This is a genomic window from Flavobacterium pisciphilum (genome assembly GCF_020905345.1).
In the GTDB taxonomy this organism is placed as follows: domain Bacteria; phylum Bacteroidota; class Bacteroidia; order Flavobacteriales; family Flavobacteriaceae; genus Flavobacterium; species Flavobacterium pisciphilum.
In genome coordinates this window covers 3,518,599-3,545,278 of the sequence record NZ_JAJJMO010000001.1, presented here as the reverse complement: position 1 = coordinate 3,545,278, position 26,680 = coordinate 3,518,599, and the positions used below count along the sequence as shown (strand labels likewise).

General features: G+C 32.6%; 23 protein-coding genes. 11 read left to right on the top strand and 12 right to left on the bottom strand.

Annotated features, from left to right (window positions below; translation table 11 throughout):
• The first annotated feature begins 6 nt into the window (after positions 1-6).
• The 9 genes from LNQ49_RS15065 (at position 7) to LNQ49_RS15025 (ending at position 5,784) form a co-directional block, all read left to right on the top strand.
• Positions 7-1,098: a WG repeat-containing protein gene (locus tag LNQ49_RS15065; protein WP_229989854.1), complete on the top strand. Its 1,092-nt coding sequence runs from the start codon at positions 7-9 to the stop codon at positions 1,096-1,098.
• A 27-nt stretch (positions 1,099-1,125) separates the two neighbouring features.
• On the top strand, positions 1,126-1,584 hold the full coding sequence (locus tag LNQ49_RS15060) for a hypothetical protein (protein WP_229989852.1): 459 nt from the start codon (positions 1,126-1,128) through the stop codon (positions 1,582-1,584).
• A gap of 3 nt (positions 1,585-1,587) precedes the next feature.
• Positions 1,588-2,181, top strand: coding sequence for an SMI1/KNR4 family protein (locus LNQ49_RS15055; RefSeq protein ID WP_229989850.1), 594 nt, complete (start codon positions 1,588-1,590; stop codon positions 2,179-2,181).
• A gap of 111 nt (positions 2,182-2,292) precedes the next feature.
• Positions 2,293-2,625, top strand: coding sequence for a DMT family transporter (locus LNQ49_RS15050; protein ID WP_229989848.1), 333 nt, complete (start codon positions 2,293-2,295; stop codon positions 2,623-2,625).
• A 71-nt stretch (positions 2,626-2,696) separates the two neighbouring features.
• Entirely contained in the window at positions 2,697-3,167 is a 471-nt protein-coding gene (locus tag LNQ49_RS15045) for a GNAT family N-acetyltransferase (RefSeq protein ID WP_229989846.1), read from the top strand.
• Positions 3,168-3,295: 128 nt separating this feature from the next.
• A complete protein-coding gene (locus LNQ49_RS15040) occupies positions 3,296-4,147 on the top strand; it encodes a methylated-DNA--[protein]-cysteine S-methyltransferase (RefSeq protein WP_229989845.1) in 852 nt (283 codons plus the stop codon).
• Between the two features lie 11 nt (positions 4,148-4,158).
• Positions 4,159-4,872 (top strand): 2OG-Fe(II) oxygenase, encoded by a 714-nt coding sequence (locus tag LNQ49_RS15035; RefSeq protein ID WP_229989844.1) that lies wholly within the window; start codon positions 4,159-4,161, stop codon positions 4,870-4,872.
• A 71-nt stretch (positions 4,873-4,943) separates the two neighbouring features.
• Positions 4,944-5,189: an Ada metal-binding domain-containing protein gene (locus tag LNQ49_RS15030; RefSeq protein WP_229989843.1), complete on the top strand. Its 246-nt coding sequence runs from the start codon at positions 4,944-4,946 to the stop codon at positions 5,187-5,189.
• Positions 5,176-5,784, top strand: coding sequence for an alpha-ketoglutarate-dependent dioxygenase AlkB family protein (locus LNQ49_RS15025; RefSeq protein ID WP_229989842.1), 609 nt, complete (start codon positions 5,176-5,178; stop codon positions 5,782-5,784). The genes LNQ49_RS15030 and LNQ49_RS15025 overlap by 14 nt, the downstream gene beginning before the upstream one ends.
• Before the next feature lie 9 nt (positions 5,785-5,793).
• On the opposite strand, the gene LNQ49_RS15020 is transcribed toward LNQ49_RS15025, so the two are convergent.
• Positions 5,794-6,111 carry an MmcQ/YjbR family DNA-binding protein gene (locus LNQ49_RS15020; protein WP_229989841.1) on the bottom strand — a complete coding sequence of 106 codons (318 nt, stop codon included), beginning with the start codon at positions 6,109-6,111 and terminating at the stop codon, positions 5,794-5,796.
• 30 nt (positions 6,112-6,141) lie between these two features.
• Complete coding sequence (locus LNQ49_RS15015; protein ID WP_229989840.1) at positions 6,142-6,897, bottom strand: NUDIX hydrolase; 756 nt, start codon at positions 6,895-6,897, stop codon at positions 6,142-6,144.
• 356 nt (positions 6,898-7,253) lie between these two features.
• On the opposite strand from LNQ49_RS15015, the gene LNQ49_RS15010 reads away from it, so the two are divergent.
• Together LNQ49_RS15010 and LNQ49_RS15005 are read left to right on the top strand one after the other, a co-directional pair.
• Positions 7,254-7,508, top strand: a complete 255-nt coding sequence (locus LNQ49_RS15010) for a hypothetical protein (RefSeq protein ID WP_229989839.1) — start codon at positions 7,254-7,256, stop codon at positions 7,506-7,508.
• Between the two features lie 193 nt (positions 7,509-7,701).
• Positions 7,702-9,735: a DUF3857 domain-containing protein gene (locus tag LNQ49_RS15005; RefSeq protein WP_229989838.1), complete on the top strand. Its 2,034-nt coding sequence runs from the start codon at positions 7,702-7,704 to the stop codon at positions 9,733-9,735.
• 66 nt (positions 9,736-9,801) lie between these two features.
• Here the strand turns inward: LNQ49_RS15005 and LNQ49_RS15000 are convergent, their stop codons facing one another.
• The 10 genes from LNQ49_RS15000 to LNQ49_RS14955 form a co-directional block, all read right to left on the bottom strand.
• A complete protein-coding gene (locus LNQ49_RS15000) occupies positions 9,802-12,027 on the bottom strand; it encodes a glycoside hydrolase family 3 N-terminal domain-containing protein (RefSeq protein ID WP_229989836.1) in 2,226 nt (741 codons plus the stop codon).
• Between the two features lie 30 nt (positions 12,028-12,057).
• Positions 12,058-13,488, bottom strand: a complete 1,431-nt coding sequence (locus LNQ49_RS14995; RefSeq protein ID WP_229989834.1) for a glycoside hydrolase family 30 protein — start codon at positions 13,486-13,488, stop codon at positions 12,058-12,060.
• Between the two features lie 3 nt (positions 13,489-13,491).
• A complete protein-coding gene (locus LNQ49_RS14990) occupies positions 13,492-14,328 on the bottom strand; it encodes an endonuclease/exonuclease/phosphatase family protein (protein WP_229989833.1) in 837 nt (278 codons plus the stop codon).
• Positions 14,329-14,452: 124 nt separating this feature from the next.
• Positions 14,453-16,192 carry a cellulase family glycosylhydrolase gene (locus LNQ49_RS14985; protein ID WP_229989832.1) on the bottom strand — a complete coding sequence of 580 codons (1,740 nt, stop codon included), beginning with the start codon at positions 16,190-16,192 and terminating at the stop codon, positions 14,453-14,455.
• A gap of 51 nt (positions 16,193-16,243) precedes the next feature.
• Positions 16,244-17,722, bottom strand: coding sequence for a glycoside hydrolase family 30 protein (locus LNQ49_RS14980; RefSeq protein ID WP_229989831.1), 1,479 nt, complete (start codon positions 17,720-17,722; stop codon positions 16,244-16,246).
• A 17-nt stretch (positions 17,723-17,739) separates the two neighbouring features.
• Positions 17,740-19,218, bottom strand: coding sequence for a glycoside hydrolase family 30 protein (locus LNQ49_RS14975; protein WP_229989830.1), 1,479 nt, complete (start codon positions 19,216-19,218; stop codon positions 17,740-17,742).
• A gap of 76 nt (positions 19,219-19,294) precedes the next feature.
• Entirely contained in the window at positions 19,295-20,749 is a 1,455-nt protein-coding gene (locus LNQ49_RS14970) for a glycoside hydrolase family 30 protein (RefSeq protein WP_229989829.1), read from the bottom strand.
• 139 nt (positions 20,750-20,888) lie between these two features.
• Positions 20,889-21,776, bottom strand: coding sequence for a hypothetical protein (locus LNQ49_RS14965; protein ID WP_229989828.1), 888 nt, complete (start codon positions 21,774-21,776; stop codon positions 20,889-20,891).
• A 17-nt stretch (positions 21,777-21,793) separates the two neighbouring features.
• Complete coding sequence (locus tag LNQ49_RS14960; protein ID WP_229989826.1) at positions 21,794-23,311, bottom strand: RagB/SusD family nutrient uptake outer membrane protein; 1,518 nt, start codon at positions 23,309-23,311, stop codon at positions 21,794-21,796.
• A 14-nt stretch (positions 23,312-23,325) separates the two neighbouring features.
• Complete coding sequence (locus LNQ49_RS14955; RefSeq protein WP_229989824.1) at positions 23,326-26,481, bottom strand: SusC/RagA family TonB-linked outer membrane protein; 3,156 nt, start codon at positions 26,479-26,481, stop codon at positions 23,326-23,328.
• Positions 26,482-26,680 lie beyond the last annotated feature (199 nt).

The following is a 26,680-nucleotide window of genomic DNA, read 5'->3' as shown; positions in this document are numbered from 1 at the left end:
CCAACTATGAAACACATTCTTCTCCTTATGGTTCTCTTTACAAACTGTACAATATTTGCACAAGATAAAGACATATGGGTTTCCTTTTGGAATAAGGATACTACTCTTGTCGGATTTAAAGATAAAAACGGTAATGTCAAAATAGAACCTAAATTCATGGGCATGACTTCTGCCTATAAATTTGATGGTATTATTGCAGTTAGTGAAGAGACTAATAATAGTTGGAAAAATTATTACTTAACTAAATCTGGCAAAATAGTTGGTCGAGATAGTTTGTATGTTTTTGACAATGGTTCTGATTGTGAGAATGAAGGTTTTATTCGTTTTAGTGATCCTAAAACGGACAAGATGGGAATGTTTAACAGTGATGGTGAAATTGTAATTCCTGCAGAATACAACAGCTTAACCAAAGCGCACAACGGAATGGTCATCGTATTAAAAGGTGCCGAGAAGGTTAATGACACTCATGGAGGAGGCTGCAATCATTTTGGTTGGACTGGTGGCAAGCAATATCTTATTGACACCAACAATAAAATATTAATTGAGAATTTTGATTATAGTGATGAACTTAATTTCTATTCCCTACAGAAATCAATTGCCCCTAGTAAGGATTCAATAAGAGAAAATTTTCAAGGAGTTGATGGGCAATACTATTCGTTTATAAATTATGAAAAAGAATTCAAATCTTGGCTAACAAACGATTTACTCTCTGATTTGTCTATAGCTAATTTACTCAAACATTCTGATGATGAAATTTTTTATTGGAAAGAACCAAACGGTTGGATTAGTAACCCAAAAACAGTATTTATAAAACGTAATTATAAGCTAATAAAAAACAAATTATTAGAACTTAAATCAACTAGTTGTGATTATACCGTTTTTAACGAACGTCTAAATCCATTTATATATGAAAACAAGAAATATGATCACTATTTTGACAATTGTTATCAAGCCAAAGAATGGATTTATCCAGTAAAAAACATTGTTATTTCCCACCGTGATAAAAAAGATATTACCCAAGATCATTTTGAATTTTTAAGAACTGAAAGTGGCTATAAATTAATAAGTGTGACAATACGAAAAGGAGAACTTAAATAGTTTTTGTACTAAATCGCAAAATTAATTATGAAAAAGGAAGATTTTGAAATTAATCTAAAAAAAGCCCTTGATGGACTTATCAATTTTACTCAAGAAATGGTAACCAACAAATTACCTTATGAGCATAAATTTATAATCAAAACCAATTGTTCATACGATGGAAATGAATTAACAGCCGATGAGGAAGTTTATCCTCATGATAAAATCGACGAAACCAGTTCTATTAATCCTGCTACTGAATCGACTGTAATTGATTATTTATGGCGAAATAGTAAAGTCCCACAATGGATTAATGTTCAAGTTAGTAGTTGTGATTCTAATTTTAGTTACATAACATTAGAATGTTGCGGAAGATTTTCGGCTTTTCTAAATCACAAAGACGGTCCTTTTCGCGCATTAGGGCCAAGCATTCCCTATCGCTATTACGACCCAAATTCAGAAAAACTTCTTCATAAAATAGATTTAAATGAAATAAAACAATCTTAAATTATGTGGTACAATAACTATACTTTTTTTGATAAACAAAAAGGATTAACTGATGCGTTAAATAGAACATCCCTTGAAAAAAATTGGAATACTACACTTCCCAATGCGTTTTTCTTACCTGTTGAATTACACGAATTATTACAGTATTCAAATGGTGGTGGAATATTAAACGGAGAAAGAGAATTTGGCTATTTCTCCTTAGTTGAAATAAGCACCTTTTATCTTGACTATGAATTTGATAAATACGCCCCTCTCCTTATGCCTATTGCCCTTAATGGAGGTGGAATATTTTATGCCTACGATTTTAGAAATCCTACAAACATTAACCTTGTTGCTGTAGCTGCTGGTAATTTAGAATATGAAAGTACTGTTGTTATTGGCGAAACATTGAAAGAGATGCTCTGTAAAACAATTAATATTGAAGAGGAGCTTGACAAGCTCTACCCTGAGATAGAACATTCAGAAGAGGAGAAACAAATAATCGAACTGTATAAGCAACTTACTCAATTAGAGGCAAACAGATATAATATTACCGCAAAAGAGTATTTATTGACAAAACGAACACTCGAAAATAGAATTAAAGAACTAAAAAAATAAATTACACCCGCCTATTTTCTAATAATTCTTGTAACTCAAACTATTTAATAAAACATATCAAATTCTTCTTTTCACTTAAATACAAATCTTAACTTTGTAAAAAACGTGAATATGAAAAACTTTTTATTCTTAGCTGTTGCTATAGTATTTGAAATCATTGCAACCTCAGCACTAAAAAAATCTGAAGAATTCACTAAATTAATTCCAAGTATTATTACGATTGTGGGGTATTTTGGGGCGTTTTATTTTTTGAGTTTTGCAATTAGAACTATTCCAATCGGTATTGCCTATGCAATTTGGTCTGGAGTTGGTATTGTTTTGATTACTATTATTGGCGCCGTTTTTTTCAAACAAATTCCTGATTTACCTGCAATTATTGGATTAGCCTTAATACTAATTGGGGTTATTGTAATTAATGTTTTTTCGCAAACTACTGCTCATTAATTAAAAACAGATGTTTTGATAGCGTCAAATGATGCTATCAAAGAATATAAAACGAATCAATTTTTAAAATAATGATTTTCAGAAATGCTACTATTCTTGACTTAAAAGAAATGCAAGAATTATATATTGACACCATTAAAACTGTTTGTCAAAAAGATTATAATCCAGCACAAATTGAGGTTTGGATTTCTGGAGTAAATAATACCGAGCGTTGGGTCGCCGTTATTAATACTCAGTTTGTTTTATTGGCAATTATCGAAAATAAAATTGTAGGCTATGGAACTTTAAAAGAAGGAAATTATATTGATCTCTTTTACATCCATAAAGAGTATCAGCAACAAGGAATCGCCAATAAAATTTTGAATGAATTAGTCCTTGAAGCAAAAAAACTACATTCTAAAACTATAACTGCTGATGTAAGTATAACAGCAAAACCATTTTTTGAAAAGAAAGGATTTATTGTAAAAGCCGAACAAAGAATAGAAAGATTAGGAGTAGAACTCATTAATTATAAAATGGAAAAAAGCCTAAAAAACGAATAGTTGTTTGAAGTTTTGTGGAACTTGAAACCTGAAACAAAAAGAACAAAAGAGAACAAAAAAAAGACCGCAAGTTTCGGATTTTATAACTGTAGAGCCTTGTCGATATTTGTATTATAAAATTGAACAAAATGAAGACACAGGAAAACATCAATTATAATCGCATTGCCGATGCAATAGATTATATCAAAGCCAACTTCAAGGAGCAGCCTAACTTAGATGAGGTTGCCGAAAAAGTACATTTAAGTCCGTTTCACTTTCAGCGCTTATTTACTGAATGGGCTGGAACGAGTCCGAAAAAGTTCTTACAATATATTAGTGTTGAACACGCAAAAAAAATACTTAAAGAGAACAATCAAGCTACTTTATTTGATACTGCTTTTGACACTGGGCTTTCGGGCACAAGCCGTTTGCACGATTTATTTGTAAATATAGAAGGAATGACCCCTGCGGAATACAAAAATGGTGGTAAAAACTTAGTCATTAATTTTAGTTTTGCCGAAAGCCCGTTTGGGAATCTCATTGTTGCTTCAACCGAAAAAGGAATTTGTTTTATGGCTTTCGCCGAAAGTGAAGAAATCGGTTTTAAAGATTTAAAGCAAAAATTCCCCAATGCAACATTTACACGAAAACTAGATTTAGCTCAGCAAAATGCATTGTTTATCTTTCAGAATGACTGGAGTAAATTATCCGAAATAAAGCTACACTTAAAGGGTACTGATTTTCAATTGAAAGTTTGGGAGACATTGCTTAAAATACCAATGGGACAGCTTTCAACCTATGGTTCAATTGCACAAAAAATAGAGAAGCCAAATGCTTCACGTGCCGTTGGAACTGCAATTGGCAGCAACCCTGTTGCTTTCTTAATCCCTTGCCACCGTGTCATTCAATCTACTGGAACCTTTGGCGGTTATATGTGGGGAAACACACGCAAAACAGCTATTATTGGCTGGGAAGGTGTTCAATCTAATTTGGAAATTTAACACTCATCTTCATGGAAATTATACAATCAAAAATTGCCTCTCTTAATTGGGAAAGCATCACCGAATCTATGCACGAAAACGGATTTACAATCATTCCGAATATCCTTAGTAACGATCAATGTGAAGCCTTAAAAAAGGATTATTCGGATCCTAATTTATACAGAAAAACGGTTGTCATGGAGCGTTATCGATTTGGCTTGGGTGAATACAAATATTTTAATTATCCGCTACCTGATTTAATTCAAACGATTCGAACTTCGGTTTATCCTAAACTTGCTCCAATTGCAAATGCTTGGATGAAAGCCTTGAACATAAATACTGCTTTTCCTGAAACACACGAGGAACTTTTAGAACAATGCCATCAAAATGATCAATTAAAAGCTACTGTTTTGATTTTAAAATACGGGAAAAGCGGTTTCAATACGTTACATCAGGATTTATATGGTACTATTTATTTCCCGATACAAATCGTTCTTTTCTTGAATGAACCTGATGAAGATTTTACTGGTGGTGAATTTGTTCTCACCCAACAAACACCCAGAGCACAATCTAAAGCTATTGTTCTAAAACCTAAAAAGGGAGATATTCTAGTTTTTACCACCAATTTTAGACCTGTAAAAGGCACAAAAGGCTATTATCGGGTAAATATGAAACATGGGGTAAGCGAAATTCATAGTGGTGAGCGACATACATTAGGTATTATATTTCATGATGCTCTTTCTTAAGGAACATAGGTTCAAAGTTTTTTTAAAACCTCTATTCCTCTACATCTTTGTAACTTTGAACCTCAAAAAAAATGATTGAACACAATAAAATTTCTGATTCTGATTTACGGAATAAAATTAAAAATGGCGAAATTTGCTTTGGTGGAAATCAGAAACTAAAAATTTACGGAACGCTAAAATGTGCTTCTGGAAAAAGAATGAAACTTGAAAATAGAGTGTTTTTCACATCTGAAACTGAAGCTAAAAAAAATGGTTTTAGACCTTGTGGTCATTGTATGAAAACCAAATATCAAAACTGGAAAAATGGACTTATTTAATCCTGAAACAAACGAAGACACTAATTTATTACCAAAAGATGGTACTGTAAACTATTATGGGAAACTACTCTCTAGAGAAAAAGCAGACTCCTATCGCGATACTTTGTTAAACACTATCGAATGGAAAAATGATGAAGCTATTATCTTTGGTAAATTAATAATTACTAAAAGAAAAGTCGCTTGGTATGGTGATTCTAGTTTTGAATACTCCTATTCTAATACTACTAAGAAAGCCCTCCCGTGGACTACAGAATTATTAGAATTAAAAGCTTTTATAGAAGAAAAAACTGGAGAAACATTTAATTCCTGCTTGCTCAATTTATATCATTCTGGTGACGAAGGAATGGCGTGGCATAGCGATGCCGAAAAAGATTTAAAGAAAAATGGAGCTATCGCTTCGGTAAGTTTTGGTGCTGAACGAAAGTTTGCTTTTAAACATAAAGATACCAAAGAGACTATTTCTTTAATCTTAGAACATGGAAGTTTATTGGTAATGAAAGATACAACTCAAACCCATTGGTTGCACCGTTTACCTCCAACAAAAACTACCTCAAAACCTAGAGTAAATCTAACTTTTAGAACTATTGTTGAGTAATTTTAATGGTTACTTCTTTGGTAGAACATTATGATATGAAACAGACAATGCGTCTAGCAACATCGCTTCTGGCACCTTAGCAAGATCTACAATTGTCCAACCTTGTTGTCCCCATTTATTAGGGACAGGGTAAAAAAACTTTTCGCTTGAAGCAGAAAAAACAGATTGTTCTATTTCGCTAAATTTCAATACTCCCAATTTTTTATTTACATCCAAAGTTGCAAATATTTTCTTCTTCACTCGAAAAGAAGTCTTTTCAAAATGTGGCTCTTCGGTTGCTTCAGAAAATGACATGGCTAAAGTTCTAAATGTTTCAATCGATACCATAATCAATTATTTTAAGTTAAACTTTTACTTTTACCAACCTTGATTCAATCCGTTCTTGAGAACCTCATCGTATTTATCTTTATCAAAAGTATACAAATTGGGTGCTTTATGCGCCACATTGCTTTTCTTTTCATCTAGTTTATTCAAGATTCCGATGTTGGTTATTTTTCGCAGAAAATTTCTTCTATCTAATTTTCTATCTAAAATTGTTTCATATAACTTTTGAAGCTCTGGAATTGTAAATTTTTCTGGTAATAAATTATACCCAATTGGCATTAAATTCAGCTCATAGCGAAGTGTGATTAATGCTTTATCTAGAATTTCTTTATGATCCAAAATTAATTCGGGGACTTCTTTATGATCAATCCATTCTATTAATTCTTCTTTATTACTTTGTTGTGGAACAGTTTGTAAAAAATCAACCAAAGCATAATATCCTATAGTTACAAATCGTTGAGAAAGCCATTTTCCAGCTTCTCTAGGTATTTTCAAATGATCTAAAAGTGCCTCTCCAAAATGATTGTCGTTTCTTTTTACCTTACCAAAAGTTGCAAATTGTCTTAAAAAAATCCCCTCTACTCCTGTCCTAATTTTAAGAACTCTTACTGCAGCATCATCTATGTCCTCATTTACAGGAACAAATCCACCTGGTAATGACCATTTGTTTTCATACGGAGTTTTAATTAGTAAAACCTTAAGCTGGTTGTCATGAAAGCCAAAAATCACACAATCAATAGAAAGTCCTGGCTGGTAATCTTCATGGTTATATAAAGTGGTACTTATCATGCAATCATTATTTATTCAATATAAAATCAAGGCGCAATTTAGTTGTATTTTCAATACAAAGAAAACCTTTCTTATTTGCTGAATCTATCTCTATAATTAGATGTCTAGAACACAAGTTAATTGTGCTTTATGTAAATCATAAATTAATGTCAAATTTACAATCAAACATTAATCGATTTAAAAAAAATAAGTACATTGCGTCATAATAACACATTTAATATCTCGTTTGTTATTTTTTCATAAAATAACCCATAAGAAGCTAATTATAAAACACATAAATAATTAATGTAGAATTAAAAAGAGAGCTGTTTGTAATAAAAACAATCTTATTAATTGAAAACATAACTAATTGTAATATGGGCATTCCAAATCTAGAAAAACTGAACAAGAAGCTTATTAGAAAAATATATTCCTCTTTTGGATTAGTGTCTAAAAATGACCTTTTAGAAGAATCATTAAAGTATAGTATCAGGCAAGAAAAAATTTCTGATCAGCTTTTAAGTAATGTAGATTCTAAAGACAAAAAAGCAAAAAAAGATGCATACGAAAAAGCCATTAACGAATCGTATAAAGGCATTGGAGTTATGGATTTTATGAATACTTTAAAATAAAAAGTTCTATTATTTCTCCAATTCAATCTAGAGATTGATTCATTATTATTTTTTAAATCAACAGTCTAGAATCCTTCTCTTTTAAATAAATCCATTTATTTAAACAATCCTCTTTTACTCAACTACAATAAGCCGTAAATACCTATAAATTTCATATTTTTGCAATTAACAAAAATAAGATTTTACTTAGATTATGGATACTAATATAGAAAACCTAATTCAATTAGAACACTACAAAATTCAAAAGCCTCAACATTGGGCAACAGTTATTAATGACAATCAACTTATTGAGTATATAAAGGAATCCGACTTTTCTAGTAAACAAATAGATGAAGGCCGCGATTATTGCTTCTTTTTAGATAAAATTTATTATACGAGTGATGATGAAAACAGTGAATACGCCTGCTTAGCTTATACTCTTAATGAACCTGCCAATCTAGAAAGAGCATCTGTGGTGGATATTGTGGTCGAAGAAAATGAAACTTACATCATACATAGAATAAGTGTTTTGCGTGAAGGAGTTTTAATAGACAAAATTTCTGACACCAAAATTAAAGTTCTGGATAGTGAAAATCAGAGTAGCGGAGGTATTTTGAACAGTAATAAAAAAATCAACATTACTATCAAAGACTTGCGTTTATATGATGTCTTGATTATGGAAGATTCTAGAGTAAAGATTTTTACTGAACGTGATTTTTTACGCAAGGAGTTTTCTAAATATGTTTGGTTTAGCCCTGATACTTATTGGGCCTATGGAAGTTATAAATTCTCTTTTATCAATGATCGTGAAAAAACCATTGCTTACAAAAAAACTTTTTTTAGAGATGAAGAAGGAAACGTACTGGAGCCTGAAATAAACCTCTTAAAAAAAGGAGAAAGATTTACAATTGAAAAAGAAAACTATATAAATACTGTTGATATAAACAGAGAATTATCTCCTTTTATAGATTTTGCTACTCATAGCAATTGGATGGATTTATCTAATTATATCTATCCCATATATGAGGACATTTATAATCAATCTTCTTTAAAAGATTTTGCACCTAATCTTGTTGAGAAACTAGATGCTATAGCAGATAAAGACGAACAATTACAATTTGCTATAGATTATGTTCAAAATCACGTTTATTACGTCTATAATGCTGATGAAATGAACGGTCATAAACCGCAAGAACCATCTATAACTTATCAAAACAAACAAGGGGATTGTAAAGCAAAATCTGTTTTGTTAAAAGTAATTTTAGATTATATTGATGTTGATTCTTCAATCGTTTTGGTCAATTTTAATACTGATTATTATATTAAATACTACTTACCATCACTGCTTACTTTCAACCATGTAATTGTCAAAATTAATTATAAAGGGGAAACTTATTTTATTGATGCCACCATTCGAGATGAGTTTGGTTTAATTGAAAATCGTGGATTCATCTTTTTTAGACATTACTTAGAAATTAACCCCAACCAAGAATTACAAGTAAGAAAGCCTTATAAATTTCCTTATTACTGTATAAATGAAAAAGTAGAATTCAATGCAAAAGATACTACTGGAAAATTAAAGCTGACAACAACTTATAAAGGGAACCGTGCTAATAGCATGCGTAGGTATTTTAAAAATACCAATAAAAGAGAAGTTATCGATAGTTGGAATAATTTTTTATTTTATACTCTGAATTATAATAATGATAGAAACGGAACTGATATTAGAAATATTTTTACCGATGCTGTTATTGAAATTATAAGCGATGATAAAAAACTGAATGAATTTACCATTAAATACAATGCAACTATTGAGAACCCGTACTTTGTAGATGACCAAAAGAATCGCTTTATGATGTACTTTGACCGCAATATGGTTAAAGAAAATGCAAGAGATTTTATGCACAAAGACTATCCGTTCTGGCATAATTTTGATAATGAAAAATATGAAATCAATGTTTATACAGATCAAAAAATAGATACTCAAGAGAAATATACTATACAGGAATGTACAATCAACAATCCTTATTTTGATTATGTGACTCGCAAAAAAATTACTAAAAATGGAGGAACTGTTTATATCGACTTCAAACCGTTAGTTAATTTAGAAATCCCTGAAAGTGATTTTGAAGCATTCAGATCGGCACATCATATTATTGCTGACAGTAATACTGGTCTTGGAATTGACATTGTTGAACAAGGTCTTATGAATACGTTGAAATTTAATTTCAAAAAAATATTTAAATAAGCTTCATTGCTATTCTATAAAAAATAAAGGGGCTTTCTAGCCCCTTTATTTTTATCAAATGAATTCTTATTGTAATTCAAAATTAGATTTCAAACGGATATCTGCAGACGAGGCACCTATCATCAATTCAAAATCTCCTGGCTCTGAACCCCATTCTATTTTATCATTATAAAAAGATAATTTTTCGTTATCAATTGTAAACTGAATTGTTTTGGTTTCTCCTGCATTTAATTTCACTTTTTGAAAATCTTTAAGTTCTAAAACTGGTCTTATAACTGATCCGAATTTATCTTTTAAATACAATTGAACTACTTCTTCTCCAGCTACTTTTCCAGCATTCTTTAACTGAAAAGAAACTTGAATTTTCTCATTGCTTTTCATTTTTGTTGTAGACAATTTTAAATCTGAATAATCAAATTTAGTATAGCTTAATCCATATCCAAAAGGAAATTTAGGACTGTTTTTTAAATCGATATAAGCTGATACATAATTTATATCATTTTCACTTTTTGCTGGTCTTCCTGTATTATAATGATTGTAGTAAATAGGAACTTGCCCTACTTCTCTTGGAAATGTCATTGGTAATTTTCCTGACGGATTGTAATCTCCAAATAAGACATCGGCAATAGCATTTCCAGCTTCACTACCCAACCACCAAGTATAGAGAATAGCAGGAACATTATCGGCTGTCCAATTAAAAACAAGAGGTCTTCCGGCATTAACTAAAACTACAACTGGTTTTCCTGTTGCCTGAATCACTTTTACTAATTCTTCCTGAACTCCTGGCAAATTAATATTGCTTCGACTTTTGGCTTCCCCACTCATATCATGTCGCTCTCCAATACTTAAGATTACTACGTCTGCTTGTTTAGCTGTAGCAACAGCTTCTGCAAAACCATCTTTATTATCTCCTTCTACCTCACATCCTTTTGCATACAACAACTTTGTATTCTTGCCTGCTTTATTTTGTAAACCATCCCATTGTGAAACTACCCATTTATTATAATCTACTTCTGGTAATTCAACTGCCCAGAACCCCATATTGGCTTTATACTCTTTTACCATTGGTCCTATAAACGCAATTGTTTTTATATCTTTAGAAAGTGGTAAAGTCGCGTTTTCATTCTTTAATAAAACAATACTTTTTGCTGCAACATCGCGAGCTACCTTACGATGCTCTGGATTATTTAATTCTTTTTTCTCTCTATTAGGATTAGAATATTTATATGGATCATCAAATAACCCTAATTCAAATTTCTTGCGCAAGATTCTTTTTACTGCATCATCTATCAAGTCTATCGAAACTTTATTTTCTTTTACCAATGCAGCTAAATTATACCTGTATGCATTACTTTCCATGTCCATATCGCTACCAGCAGTAATTGCTGCGAGTGCTGCTTCTTTATTATCTTTAGAATATCCATGAGCAACCATTTCTCCAATAGACCCCCAATCTGAAACTACAAATCCTTGAAAATTCCATTTTCCTTTTAAAATATCTCTTTGTAGATGGACATTTCCTGTTGCTGGAATTCCGTTAATATCATTAAACGAGTTCATAAATGTGGCTGCTCCTGCATCAAGGGCTGCTTTAAAAGGTGGCAAGTATGTTTCCCATAACATTCTTTCACTCATGTCTACTGAGTTATAATCTCTACCTCCAATAGCTGCCCCATAAGCTGCAAAGTGTTTTACACATGCCATCACTGAGTTTAAGCTTCCTAGTTTATCTCCTTGAAATCCTTTTACTCTAGCATATGCTATTTTTGACCCCAAATAAGTATCTTCTCCTGCTCCTTCCATTACGCGTCCCCATCGCGGATCACGCCCTATATCGACCATTGGAGCAAATGTCCAATGAATCCCACTAGCAGCAGCCTCTGTTGCTGCAATTCTAGCCGAAAGTTCGATTGCTGCCATATCCCAACTTGCTGCTTCTCCTAACGGAATTGGGAATGTTGTTTTAAATCCATGTATTACATCCTGACCATACAACAACGGAATTTTAAGACGGGATTGCATTGCTAATTCCTGATATTGGCGAGTATATTTTGTTCCAACAACATTAAGCATTGAACCAACTAAACCATCTTTGATTTCTGCCTGTTTGTTTGGATTTATAGTAATAGGTCCTGTTGCTGCATTATTACCTGTATACTGATTAAGCTGACCTATTTTTTCCTCTAACGTCATTTTATTTAATAACGCATTTACTTTCTGATCGATTGTTTGCTGTTGTGCTATCGCAAAAAAGGATAGCATCAAACAAGTCAATGTTGTAATTTTTTTCATGAAATAAATATTAAATTGGTATTGATTTTTCTACCAAACGTAAGTTGCTACCGAACCTGCGTCTAACGAAGTTACTATTTGTTTTTGATTGTATTTAATATTGAATGTTTCTGTTGTCTCACCATCATTTTCAACAATTAAAACTATGTTCCCTTTTGGAGTTCTAAAAGCTACATTATGTATATTACCACTCACATTACTTGCAATTCGTACTGAACCATCGGGTACAAATTTTGATGCATGTGCAATAATATAATATCCAACTTCTCTTTTTATTACTCCTTCTTTATCAATCATCAAAGCTCCTTTGCAAGTACTGCATCCGCCTGGAGTAAAAGGTTTGTAAAATTCATCATTGGCTAAGCCCCATGAAAGAGCATTTTTGCTCCAATTACGCATTGAGCCTATCACAACATTTTTCACATTCCACTTTAGATCTGTTTCAAAACTGCTCCCCGAACCTGTATATTGCTCTGTAAAATAAATATTTTTATTCGGATATGCATCATGAACTGTCGATAGTGCACTAATATCTCCTTCATATAAGTGAAAAGCTGAACCATCTACAAAAGGCAATGCTTTTGGGTCATTCAAAATCGTTAACGGATATTCTGGTTTGTTACAATTATGATCGTAAGTAACAATTTTGGTTTTGATTTTTGCTTTTGCGAAAGCGGGGCCTAAATTGTTTTTAATAAAATCTGTTTGTTGTAACGCTGTCATATACATACTTGGATTATTTCCTGGATGTAATGGCTCATTTTGTGGTGTTATTGCATCAATTACTATCCCTTCACCTCTCATTGTTTGAATGTACTTTACAAAATAATTAGCATACACTTCATAATACTGTGGTTGCAAACTACCTCCTTTGGTACTTCCGTTATCTTTCATCCAAACTGGTGGTGACCAAGGTGATCCCATAATTTTAATCTTTGGATTTATAGCAATAATTTCTTTTAAAAGTGGAACTAACTCTGTAGCATCTGGACCTAGATTAAAATGTTCTAGTTTTAAATCTGTTTCTCCTGTTGGCATATCATCATAAGAAAACACCGAAGCATTAAGGTCTGATGCTCCAATGCTAATACGCAGGTAACTAATTCCAACTGAATTATCTTTTGAACCAAATAATTCCTGTAATAGCGCTGCTTTTTTTGATTTCTCTAATTTGTTGATCGCTTCGGCACTTCCTCCTGTCAATGAAAATCCAAACCCATCAATAGTTTGAAACTTTTTAGAAGCATCAATTTCTATCGTTGGATTTGAGTTTACTACTGAAGTAAAAACCAATGCTTCTGCTTGTTTTTGAAGCTTTGCTGTTTGGTCACTTTTTGTAACCCAATATTCGACTCTGTCTGTTTTAGTAGTACTGGCATTTTTTGATGAACCACACTTTATTTGTATTGCAATAAGTGGCAGCAAAATCAAAATTTGCAAGGTGTTGTTTATTTTTTTCATGGTTTAGTTAATTTCAATTAAAACAGGAAAATGATCTGATGGATATTTTAAATCTATTGAATCACTTAAAACTGCATGTTTTTTTACTTTTAGATTGTTATTCTTAGAAAGAAAGATATAATCCAGTAATAGTGTAACTGGTTTATCATGCTTAAAATCATTAAAGGTTCCTGATGGTCCGAATGGTTTTTCTTCAGAAATTTCACGAGTATCGTTCATTGCTTTTTTTAGTGAAACAATGCGGTCTGTATCTGGCTCTGAATTAAAATCTCCCATAAGGAAAACGGGATATCCTTTAGTATTCACTGTTGCCATTTTAGAAAGAATAAGTTCTAATCCTTTGGTTCTGGCTTCTTCACCAATATGATCAAGATGTGTATTAAAAACCCAAAATGTTTTTTTAGTTTTTAAGTCCTTAAAAAGTGCGTATGTACAAACTCTATTATAAGCTGCATCCCAACCTTTTGAGATTACATCTGGTGTTTGTGAAAGCCAAAATGTACTAGATTGCTGTACTAAAAACCTATCTTTTTTATAGAATATCGAAGATGATTCGCCTTTGCCTTCTCCTTCGCGAGCGATACCTACATGATTGTAACTTGGCAATGCCGATGCAATATCATTTACTTGATTTGGCATTGCTTCTTGTACTCCAAATATGTCTGGAGCATAAAATTGTATTTGTGATGTAAAAAAATCTTTGCGGTTTGCCCATGCATTCTCTCCATCTGAAGCAACATCTAAACGGATATTGTATGTCATTATTTTTAAATTCTGTCCATAAACTCCACAAAAGGACAAAAACATCACTAAGGCAATTAACTTGTTTACTCTTTTCATAATTAAGGTTTTTAATCCATTAATGCTTCAGATTTATTCTAAAGCATTTAATGGAGAAAACTAATCTAACAAAATATTAATAACAAACTCTATTATACATTTTAGTTCGCTTTTCTTTAGCAACTTACTTCTTAGCCAGCGTAAAATCTAAGTAGTTCAAGTTAAATCCTCCGTTATCGAAAACAACTTTTATTTTGTTTTCTCCTTTTTTCAGCTTTACTCCTGAGAGTATAATTGTTTTCCAGGTTGCATTATTTCCTGTTGCTGGAAGTGTAATTGTATTGGATATTTTTCCAGTTTCATTTTCCAGATGTAATCTTCCTTCCTCTTTTTCGCTCGAGTAACGAATTGCAACATCAAATGTGGTTGCTTTTGTGGTTGCTGTAAATTGTAACCATTCGGTGTTTTCAATAAACGATACTTGATATCCATTTGTGGAATCATCTTTACAAGGCAAAATATCTACTCCATCATTTCGCATTGTTTTCCCTTTGTTCCATTCTTCAAATGTTCCTGTTTCTACGCGATAGTTCACAAAATCTTTATCCGAATAGGCGAATCCATTTGTTCCCAAGTCGTATTCGGTTGCATATATTCTCGCTGGTAAAACTCGTTTTTTATAACTTTTTGTTTCATTTGTACGTACTTGACGAAACATTGCGTCAAGTACGTCTGTCTTTATTGTGGTATTCTCTAATTTAAAATTTTCTGCTAATTGCATCAATGCTTTTTCTGCAAAATCAGGACTTGGTTTTTCTCCTCCATCTTTCCAATATAAACGTAGTTTCTCATATTCTGGCGTTTTGGTAACAGAAGCAATTCCTGCAATATTTTCTATTTTTTTCATCGGCCAAAATGCCCATCCTATATTATTTGATTCAAATAAAGAAATAGCCTCTTTAAACCAAACATTCGAATTTTCTCCTCCTTCTCCCATCCAGATTGGCACATTATATTGTTTTCTATAATCTAGCATTTTCTGAATTGAGGCTATTGTATTATAATTCCAATATTTGTGAAAACTTAACACCATATTATCATCCCACAGCGGAAACATGCCATTATAATTATTACCCCAGCAGTTTCCTTCGATAATAATCATGTGGTTTTTATCTACTTCTCGAATTGCTTTTGTTATAGCAACCTGAAGTTCACGTAAAGGCGCATTTAACGTTTCATCACAACCATTTTTATTTGTTCCTGTAAAATTCCAATTGGGCTCGTTTATAATATCATACCCTCCTATCCATGGATTATCTTTATAACGTAAAGCTAGCTTTCTCCATAATTCAATCATTTTTTTGCGATTGGCTTCACTTTCCCAAACGGATGGTTTTGTTTCATCATAATCTGAAATTGCAGCATCTTTTCCTTGCCCTCCTGGTACAGCATGAAGGTCTAAAATAAGGTATATTTTATTTTCAGCACACCACTTTAATAAGTTATCAGTCATTGTGAAACCTTCTTCTATCCAAGTGATTTCTCCATTTTTTTCTGCTTCAATAGGTGGTGTGTATAAATTATAATGCATTGGCAAACGTATGGAGTTGAACCCCCATTTGGCTAACGAATCGATATCTCTTTTGGTTATTCCGTTGGCTCTATATGCCTCGTAAAACTTCTTCGTTTTTTCAGTTCCTATTAAATCTGTTATTTTTTGTTTTATTACATATTGTGGACTTGCAAATGGTTCGGTCTGAATCATATATCCTTCCTGAACCATCCAACCTCCTAATCCTAATCCTCTTAATACTATATTTTTACCTTTTCCATCTACAATATTTTGTCCGCTTTGGTGCAAAAATCCTTGTCCAAATGATGTCAATGAAAACAATACTAGTAATGGGAATATTATTTTTTTCATGTTGCTGTTTTTTTTATTCAATCTTAAAATGACTATTATTATTAACTGCTATTATTTCCAAGTATAAGTCCCTACTGAACCTCCGTCCAATGATGTAGTAACCCACTTCCCATTAAATTTTATATTAAATATCACGTTGGTATCTCCATCATTTTCTACAATTAAAACTTTCTTCCCAGTTGGTGTTACAAAAGCTACGTTTTGCAAATTCCCACTTATATTACTCGAAATTCTTATAGATCCTACTGGAACAAATTTTGAAGCATGGGCTATAATATAATAAGCCACATTGCGATTAAATGAATCACTCGAATTTACTGTCAATGCTCCTTTACATGTGGTACAACCTCCTTGAGTATGGGGTGCAAAAGAACCGTTATTTGCCAAATTCCATTCTAATACATTTTTACTCCAATTACGCATTGAGCCAATAATCACATTTTTAAGATGCCATTTTAGATCTCCTTTAAAATCTCCTGTCGAAGATGTAAACTGCTCTGTGAAGTATAGATTTTTATTTGGGAATGCATTATGAACTGTTGTGAGTGCATTGATGTTTCCTGCATATAAATGAAAGGCTGATCCATCTACAAAAGGGCTTGCAATAGGATCTCCTAGAATCGTCATAGCATATTGTGTGTTATCACAATTATGATCGTAAGCAATAATCTTTGTTGCAACATTGGCAGCCTTAAAAGCGGGTCCTAAATTATTTTTAATAAAATTTGCTTGCTCTACAGCTGTCATATGCATACTTGGATTATTACCATCATGCAATGGTTCATTTTGTGGTGTTACAGCATCAATAACAATTCCCTCATTCTTCATTTGCTGAATGTATTTTACAAAATATTTTGCATACACGTTATAATATTCTGTTTTCAGACTTCCACCAATAAAGCTATCTTTATCTTTCATCCAAAGCGGTGCTGACCAAGGAGTCGCTAAAATTTTAATATTTGGATTAATTGCCAAAATTTCTTTTAAGAGTGCTAGTACTCCATTTCTATCAGGATCTAAACTAAACCGAGTTAATTCAAGATCTGTATCTCCTTTTGGTAAATCATTATAGGTAAAAGGCGTTGCATTTAAATCTGATGCTCCAATACTTATTCTTATATAATTTACTGAAATTGATGTTTCTGTCGAACCAAATAGTTCTTGCAATAAATCCTTTTTTTTCTGAGCCGTTAATTGATTAATTACGGCAGCACTACCTCCAGTTAATGTATAACCAAAACCATCAATCGTTTGGTATTTTTGAGATTCATTTACCTCTATATTGGTGTATGAGTTTGTTGTGGTATTAAATCCAAGAACTCCATTTTGTTTGGTTAGCAATACTGTTTGATCTCCTTTGGTTAACCAAAAATCTACCTCATTTGTTACTGTAACTGGTGGATTTGTTACTACTGGTGGCAGAGTTGCTGCTGGATCTACAGTATCACTAGAAGAAGAGCATTTAAGCTGCAAGATTACTATTGCTGCGAATAATGCTACTTTTATAATTTTTTTAAAATATTGATTCATCTCTATTTTTTTATTTTTTAATAAACTAAAGTTTGAATTGCATGAGCCGGAATTGTGATTGCTTTTTTCTCAGAAGCAATTACTAAAGAATATGTTATTTCATTATCATTTTTATTCATTACAACTGTTGCAATTTTTCCATCTGTATTAATGAATGTAGTACTTATCAAAACATCTGAATTTACTTCGGCTACGATTCTTTTGGCATTAGGTCGAATAAATTTTGAAAGATGGCCAATATAATAATACATCGGAGTGTATAGTAATTCATCAGTATTTGTATTGGCATGAATTGGAGCAAAACAAAAATTACCTACATGATTTGGTCCTCCATTTTGATCCAAAAGGATATTCCAATCTGTCCAACCAACTGTTCCGTTATTAAAATCATTTATCATATTAATTCCATATCGTTCTGCATTCCCCCAGAATTGATATTTTGAAGCATCAAATTTTTCGATACATCCTTCTGTAAACAATAAATTCTTATTTGGGAATGCTTCGTGAACTTCTGCAACTGACTCAAATTTTGGAGGTCCACCATTCCACGTTTCATACCAATGAAATCCAATTCCCCAAACATATTTAGATACTTCTGGATCCGAAAAATTCAGTTTTGCTCTTTGTACCAACATGTCTCCACGGTTATGATCCCAAATGATAATATTTTTAGATTCTAATCCTTCCTTTGCCATTGTTGGCCCCAAAAAGTCTTTAAGAAAATCTCTTTCTGCCTCAGCAGTATAGATACAAGATTCCCAACTTTGTGTTGCCATTGGTTCATTCTGAATAGATAGTCCCCAAATAGGAATACCTTCTTTTTCATATTCCCGAATAAATTTCACATAGTAATTGGCCCATGATTGTGCATATTCTGGCAATAATGTGCCTCCTCTTAGCATATTATTATTGGTCTTCATAAATGCTGGAGGACTCCATGGGCTTGCAAAAAGTGTTAGTTTTCCTCCTGCAGCTGCAATTGCTTTTTTTAATAAAGGAATACGATATTTTCGATCATGTTCTACACTAAACGTTTTTAGATCTTTATCTCCCTCCTTGATGTATGTATAACTACCACTGCTAAAATCAGAGCTATGAATCGTTGTTCTCGCCAATGAGTAACCTATTCCTTTGTCTTTATCATAATAAGCATTAAGAAATTCTTGTTGTTTCTTAGCACTTAATTTAGCAAAAACCTCAGCACTTGCATCTGTAATTGCTCCTCCGATTCCTAAGAAAGTCTGATCTGTTTTTTGAAGATTTACAGTAATTGTATTTTTTAAATCTTTAATGGCAGAAGTAACAACTAAACCATCTGTTTTGGATAGCTTAAATGTTGTATTCTCTGCTGTTGTAAATACTTCAATCTTTTGATGGTTTTGATTGTGTTCGTTTTTTGAATTGATGTCTGTTACATTCGATGAAGAACAGCCAAATGCAAAAACTGTTATCAATATTGGTGAAATATTTCTTATCCGTTTTATTATATTATTCATCTAGGTAGATTGGGTTTTAAAGAAAATCAGGAGTTAAAAATGGCTAGACAAATTCATCTCCTGACTCTTATTATAATTAATATACTAAAGTTTGCATGGCATGAGCAGGTATTGTAACAACTGTTTTTTCTGATGCTATAATTAGATTATAAGTCACGCTTAAATCCGTTTGATTCATTACAACAGTAATCATCTTACCATCTGCATTAAGAAATGAGGTACTTAATAAAGAACTTCTGCTTACTGCTGTACTTACTCTTTTTGCATTTGGGCGAATAAATTTTGAAAAATGCCCGATATAATAATATGATGGCGTATAGATTAATTCTCCTGTGGTTGTATTTGCATGTATTGGGGCAAAACAAAAATTACCTACGTGATTTGGTCCTCCGTTTTGGTCCAAAAGAATATTCCAATCTGTCCAACCCACTGTACCGTTATTAAAATCATTAATCATAGCGATTCCATATCTTTCAGCGTTTGGCCAAAATTGATATTTAGCAGCATCAAATTTTTCAACACACCCTTCTGTAAACATTAATTTTTTATCTGGATAGTCTTGATTTACTTGTTTTACATTATCAAACATAGGCGTTCCACCTGTCCATGTTTCATACCAATGAAAGCCCATTCCCCAAACATATTTTGAAGCTTCTGGATCGGAGTAAATTACATTAGCTCTTTGGCTCATTAAATCACGATTATGATCCCAAGCAATAATTTTTTTATCGCCTAAACCTGCTTTTTTCATCGTTGGACCAAGGAAGTTTTTAATAAAATCTCTCTCTGCTTCTGCCGAATAAATACAAGATTCCCATGTTTGTGTTGCCATTGGTTCATTCTGAACTGATGTCCCCCAAATTGGCATTCCCTCTTTTTCGTATGCCTTTATAAATTTCACATAATAATTTGCCCAAGCTTGATTGTATTCTGGCAATAAAGTTCCTCCTTTTAGCATGTCTTTATTGCTTTTCATAAATGCTGGTGGACTCCAAGGTGCTACATATAAAACTAGATTATTATTAGCAGCTTTCATTGCCTCTTTAATCATAGGTATGCGATATTGTCTGTCATGATCAATATTAAAGGTTTTTAAATCTTTATCTCCTTCCTCAACATAAGTATAGCTTCCACTGCTAAAATCAGAACTATGAATCGTTGTTCTTAGCAACGAATAGCCTATTCCGTTTTGAGTATCGTAGTACGCTTTTAAAAATTCGGCTTGCTTTTCTTTTGATAATTTGGCAAAAACCTCAGCACTTGCATCTGTGATTGCTCCTCCAATTCCCATGAAGGCTTGATAGGTCTTTTTAGGTTCTACAAAAATTGATATTTCGGTTTCTAATGGTTGTTTTGAGGTAGAAAAAACTAAATTATCTGTTGGTGTAATTCTTAATTTTGAATTATCTGCTGTTGTATAAACTGCAATTTTTTTTCCATTTGTTGTAAACTCTTGCTTGTTTTTTTGTTGTTGCGAAAAAGCGGTCAACGTAACCAATAAGCAAAGAATCTTATAGCTGTTTTTTTTCATTATTTAATTTTTAATATGCAAATTCTAATGGCATTTTCAATGTCACTAAAACATACTTTTAATATCTAATCCATTTAAAAATAGCCCATAGTCATAAGGAATATGGGCTATTTTACAACCTAACTTAAACTTAACTTAATTATTTCCCTCTAAATTCTACCGCTGTAATTACCATTCCAGTTGGAGTAAATCCATTACCACCACCTCTAATTACTAAATAGACTTTACCTGTTTCTGTAAATTTCACTACGTTACTCACCTTTCCAGTTGCACTATTTTTAACACATCCTATAAGCGACAATTGTCCTTCAAATGCTTCTTTTGCACAACCATCCCCAGAACTCATTCCCATAACTTTATTGTCTCCATATTCAACTCCTGAAGTTGGAACCGTTTTTCCTGCAAAGACCTCAAACCAAGCATCTGGAGATCCGCTTTTTGCTGATATAAACATATCTATTGTATATTCTTTGTCTTTTACAACATCTATTGCCTGATAAATTCCCTCTTGATTCCAAGTCGTTCCAGTTGCATTTAAAATTGCGCTTCCTGAGTTAAATGTCCATGATGCCAATCCGTTAGTATTAAGATTTAAAATTGTCCATTTTGCTTGATCTGCTGCATCTGAAAAATTACCTCCTTTAACTAAATTTCCTTTCTCTGGATCTGAAGTCGCAACAATAATTTCTTTAGTTGCAAAACTTCTTGTTCCTCCACGGCCTACAGCTGTATGTTCGACAGTATATTTTCCTGCATCTGGTAAAGAAATTTCAAGTACCATTTTTCCGAAATATTCTACCTTTCCTACCTTCCAATAAGAATTTAGAACATTTTTTGTAGCCGACTCTAATAAGTACATATTTACCTTTCCTTCTACTGGAGTAATTGTAAATGAAGGATCGACACTTGGATCAGACAATCCGTTATCTGCACCTGCTTTATCAGGCTCACAACTTATTAATGAACCTAATGTTGCTAAAGCAAACAATAGGTATATGCTCTTTTTAAAAATTATATTTAAACTCATACGATTTCAAATTTTATTTAATTGTTATAATTAGGATTCTGATCCAGTTTAGTGTTTTCTAGTTCTTTAAAAGGAATTGGCCAAATTTCATTTTTATCTGGCATAAATCCTCTAGAAGCCAATGCAGCTGCTGCCCTACCTGTTCTTACTAAATCAAACCAACGGTGTCCCTCACCAGCTAATTCTTTTCTTCTTTCCAACATAATTGCATCCATAGAAACTGGAATTGACCCTAAACCAACACGTGCTCTTACAGCGTCTAATAAAGCTTGTGCTCTTGTCCCAGTAGCTCCTAGTGCTTCTGCCTCCATTAAATAAGTATCTGCTAAACGAATTGCATAAACATCTTGTTTATAATTTAAATCTGCTGCTCCACCACCTGTTGAGATATCTGATTTTAAAGGCATGAATTTTTTCAAAAAATACCCTGTATCATCATAACCAGGAGCCCAATCAGCTTGTCCAGCAGCTTTTAAAGCTTTCATATCAAGGATTGTAGCATCAAAACGTGGATCTCCTTTTAAAACATCATACAACCCTTGAGTTACTGTATTAAAACTCCATCCCGAAACATAATCTGGTGCAGAATTTAATAATCTATTATACCCTCTAGGACCTACCATAACACAAACTGAGTTTCCTTCATCTTTTCCTCCACCCCAAAAATCCCAATCGGCATTACTTTTGTCTGTATGTGAAATTTCAATAATTGCTTCTGAATTAAATTTGTTGCTTATTTTCCATAAATCTGCATAATTAGCTACCAACTTATATCCATACATACTTGTTCCACCAGGAGTACCATTTACATCAACCAATTCTGCTGCTGCCAATGCATTTTTTCCTTGGTATAAATAAACTTTTCCTAGTAATGCTTTAGCGGCACCTTGAGATAAACGACCTGCCTCATCTCCCATATTTGTGATTATAACTGGTAATGCAGGAAGTGATTCTTTCAAATCTTGCTCAATTTGTGCATATACAGCTTCGGGAGTTGCCTGAACCACATTAAAAATATCAGCAGTAGGTATTGGCTCTAAAATCAATGGAATATTTCGGAAAGTACGGACTAATTCAAAATAATAATAAGCACGTAATGCCTTTGTTTCTGCTGCAAATCTTGCTTTTTTAGCTTCATCCATAGGTACAGCTGGCAACTTTTTAAGCAATACATTTGCTCTAAAAACCCCTCGATAAAAATCATCCCAATAACTACGTGGAATTGTTGATTGACTAAGTGAATAATCTGAAAAACCATGTATTCCTGCACCATCTGTAGCACCTCCTCCTGCAGCGTAAAAATCATCTGAACCTGCATTTAACATACAGATCATATTTTCAAAACCTTTAGATTGTTTACCCAATATATCGTAAACGGCTACTAATCCTGCATAAGCTTGACTTTCATTTTTATAATAGTTAGCCTCAAGTGAAGTCCCTTTTGGTTCTACAGTTAAAAAATCATCACTGCAAGACAGGACAGTAAAAAGTACGCCGCAAACAGCAAGTGAATATTTTATATTTTTTAGTTTCATGATTCTTGTTTTTATTAAAATTGTAAATTAACTCCTAACATTATAGTTTTAGCCTGAGGATAAAAACCTCTATCAATACCCATAACATTACTAGTACCACTTGCTCCAATTTCAGGATCAAATCCAGTGTACTTAGTAAAAGTGAATAAGTTCTCACCTGTTAAATACACTCTAGTTTTTTCTAAACCAATTTGTCCAATAACTTTAGTTGGTAATGAATATCCTAACTGAATTGTTTTAATTCTTATGTAATCTCCTTTTTCAAGATAAAAATTAGAAGGATTATTAAAGTTTTTGTTGGTATCATCAGATGTTAATCTTGGGTAAGTATTAGATGTACCTTCACCTGTCCAACGCCCTAAAGCTGCCGTTTGGTAATTAGAATTTTCAATATCTAACCTACGTAATCCTTGAAAGATGTCATTTCCTGCAGCTCCTTGTGTAAAAATCAATAAATCAAAGTTTTTGTAATCTAAATTAACTGTAAATCCAAAAGTGTATTTTGGGATTGGACTACCAATAAATGTTCTGTCATCAGCAGTAATTTTTCCATCCCCATTGATATCTGTCCAACGGAAATCTCCAGGTTTAGCATCTGGCTGAATTAATCCTCCTGCTGCGTTTTTATAAGAGTTAATTTCATTTTGATTTTGGAAAATTCCAGCTGTTTTAAATCCATAGAATGATCCAAAAGGCTGTCCAACTTGAGTTCTTGTAATATCATATGTAGACGCTTGATATTGCTCACCTGATGGAAGAAAATCAATTCCACGCCCTAAATAAGTTACTTCATTTTCTAAATAAGATATGTTTGCACTAAGAGATACATTAACCTGTCCTACTTTTTTACGGTATCCTAATTCTAAATCGATACCTTTATTTTCCATATCGGCAACGTTTCCTGTTGGATTCCCTGAACCTACATAACCTGGTAATTGAATATCCTGAAGAATTCCTGTAGTTTTTTTAATATACCAATCAACTGATAAACTAAAATCAGAAAAGAAAGTAGCATCTAAACCAATATTTGTCTGACTTGTTTCTTCCCATTTTAAATCTGGATTTGATGGTGCATCAGGGCTATTTCCTATGGTTACAGATCCTGAAGTTCCTATGGTATAATTACGACCATCCCCAACTGTTGCCAAATATTTAAAATCTCCAATATTATCATTACCCGTTACTCCATAACCTCCTCTGAATTTTAACTGGTTTACTACTTTATTTTCAATCCAAAAATCTTCTTTTGAAGGAACCCATCCTAGAGAAAATGAAGGGAATGTTCCATATTTATTATTTGCCCCAAATCTTGAAGATCCATCTCTACGAATAATACCTGTTGCTAAATATTTTTCTTTATAATCATATGTTAATCTAGAAAATATAGAAGTTACTCTATGCTCATTTCCTGTTTTAGCAGTAGCGTTTATCTGATCCTTAGGAAGATTAAAATTAAAAGAGGCATCATTACGATTATCTACTGGCAAATTAGTATAAGTAATTGTCGAACCACTATTTTGGTTATCTACATAAGCACCTTGACCTAGTAACACACTAAAATTATGATTACCTACACTTTTTGTATATGAAACTACATTCTCAATATTCCATCCGAAACCTTTGTTTGTATTTCTTGAAAGATTATTCAGTTTAGTTATATTATCTGAATTCAAATAAGAAACTGGTGTAAAATTTTCATAACCCCAGTAAGCTAATTTACCTCCTAATGTAGTTCTAAATTTTAATCCTTTTATAGGCTCCACTTCGAGGTAAGCATTTCCAACAAAATTATCTGACCAATCATAATTTCCTAATCTTGTTTGGGTATAAGCCAATGGATTTGACATCTCTCGAGTAACTATTGTCGAAACTCCATAAGGATTTCCATTAGAATCTCTTAAAATTCCTTTACCATCAGCAATCCCAACAGAATATGGTGGTAGCGCAGCCATATTAGGATCTGTAACTATGGCAGGAGTAATAGGATCTAGATTAATTGCAGATGCCAAAGGTCCTCCGTATAAACTATTTGTGTTTCCTAATCCAACTACTTTCTCTCTCGAATAACCTAGTGTTTGACCAAAAGTTATCCATTTAGATATTTTGTGCGTAGAGTTTAAACGCATATTTTTTCTATTGTATTTAGAAATATCTGTTGTTACAATACCCTCTTGTTCCAAAAGACCAAAAGAAGCATAAAAAGTAGAAACATCATTTCCACCAGATAAACTTAACTCTTGACCAATGCGTGCTGCACTATCGTTAAAAATAACCGATTGCCAATCTGTTCCTGTTCCTAATGCATTAGGATTCGGAAAAGGCAATGTAAAAGTATCGGTAGGAGATTTTTTAACGTATCCGTTTGCATACTTCTCATTTCTTAAAGTTGCATATTCTGTAGCATTTAAAAGATCTAATTTCCTTGCTGCTGAAGAAAAACCAGTATAACCATTATAGCTTACACTCAGTTTACCTGATTTTCCTTTTTTGGTAGTAATGATAATAACCCCCGCTGCGGCCCTTGCACCGTAAATAGCTTGAGAGGCGGCATCTTTTAATACCTCCATAGATGCTATATCAGATTGGTTTAAGTAACCAATTCCACCAGCATCAACGACCACACCATCAACAACCCATAGTGGATCATTATTTCCAAGAGTAGTAATTCCACGCACACGAATGGTAGAAGCAGAACCTGGTTGTCCTGAACTAGCGGCAATGGTAACTCCAGAAACTCTACCTTGTAAGGTTTGCTCGACCCTTGATATTGGCAAGTTTTCAATATCTTGAGATTTTACCTTTGAGATTGCCCCTGTTACTACACTTTTCTTTTGAGTACCATATCCAATAACAACAACCTCATTTAGGTTTTGTGATTCTGGACGTAACTGTACAACGATTTTATTTCTACCATTTATCGGTTCATTAATAGTAGCGTAACCTATAAAAGTAATTGTCAAAACTCCATTAGAAGGCGCTTGAAGTTGAAACTTACCATCAAAATCAGATGACGTCCCTTTTCCCGTTCCTTTTATTATAACAGATGCACCTGGTACTGGCATACCACTTTCATCATTAACTATTCCGTTTACTGTTACATCTTGTGCTTGAGCATAAACTGAGAATAGAATAGATGAAAAACAAAAAATAAGCAATTTTGTTAATTTCATTTTTCTAAAAATTTTGGTTAATTAATTAGTAATTTGAAACAATAATAGGAAGTTTATTTTACTATATACAATTAATAATCACTACAAAAACACATCAATATAGAAAAACTGACTAGACAAAAACACATCAAAAAAAAAATAATTACTTAATATACAAATATTTAAAAAACATATTATGATATTTAAAAAAAATATAAAA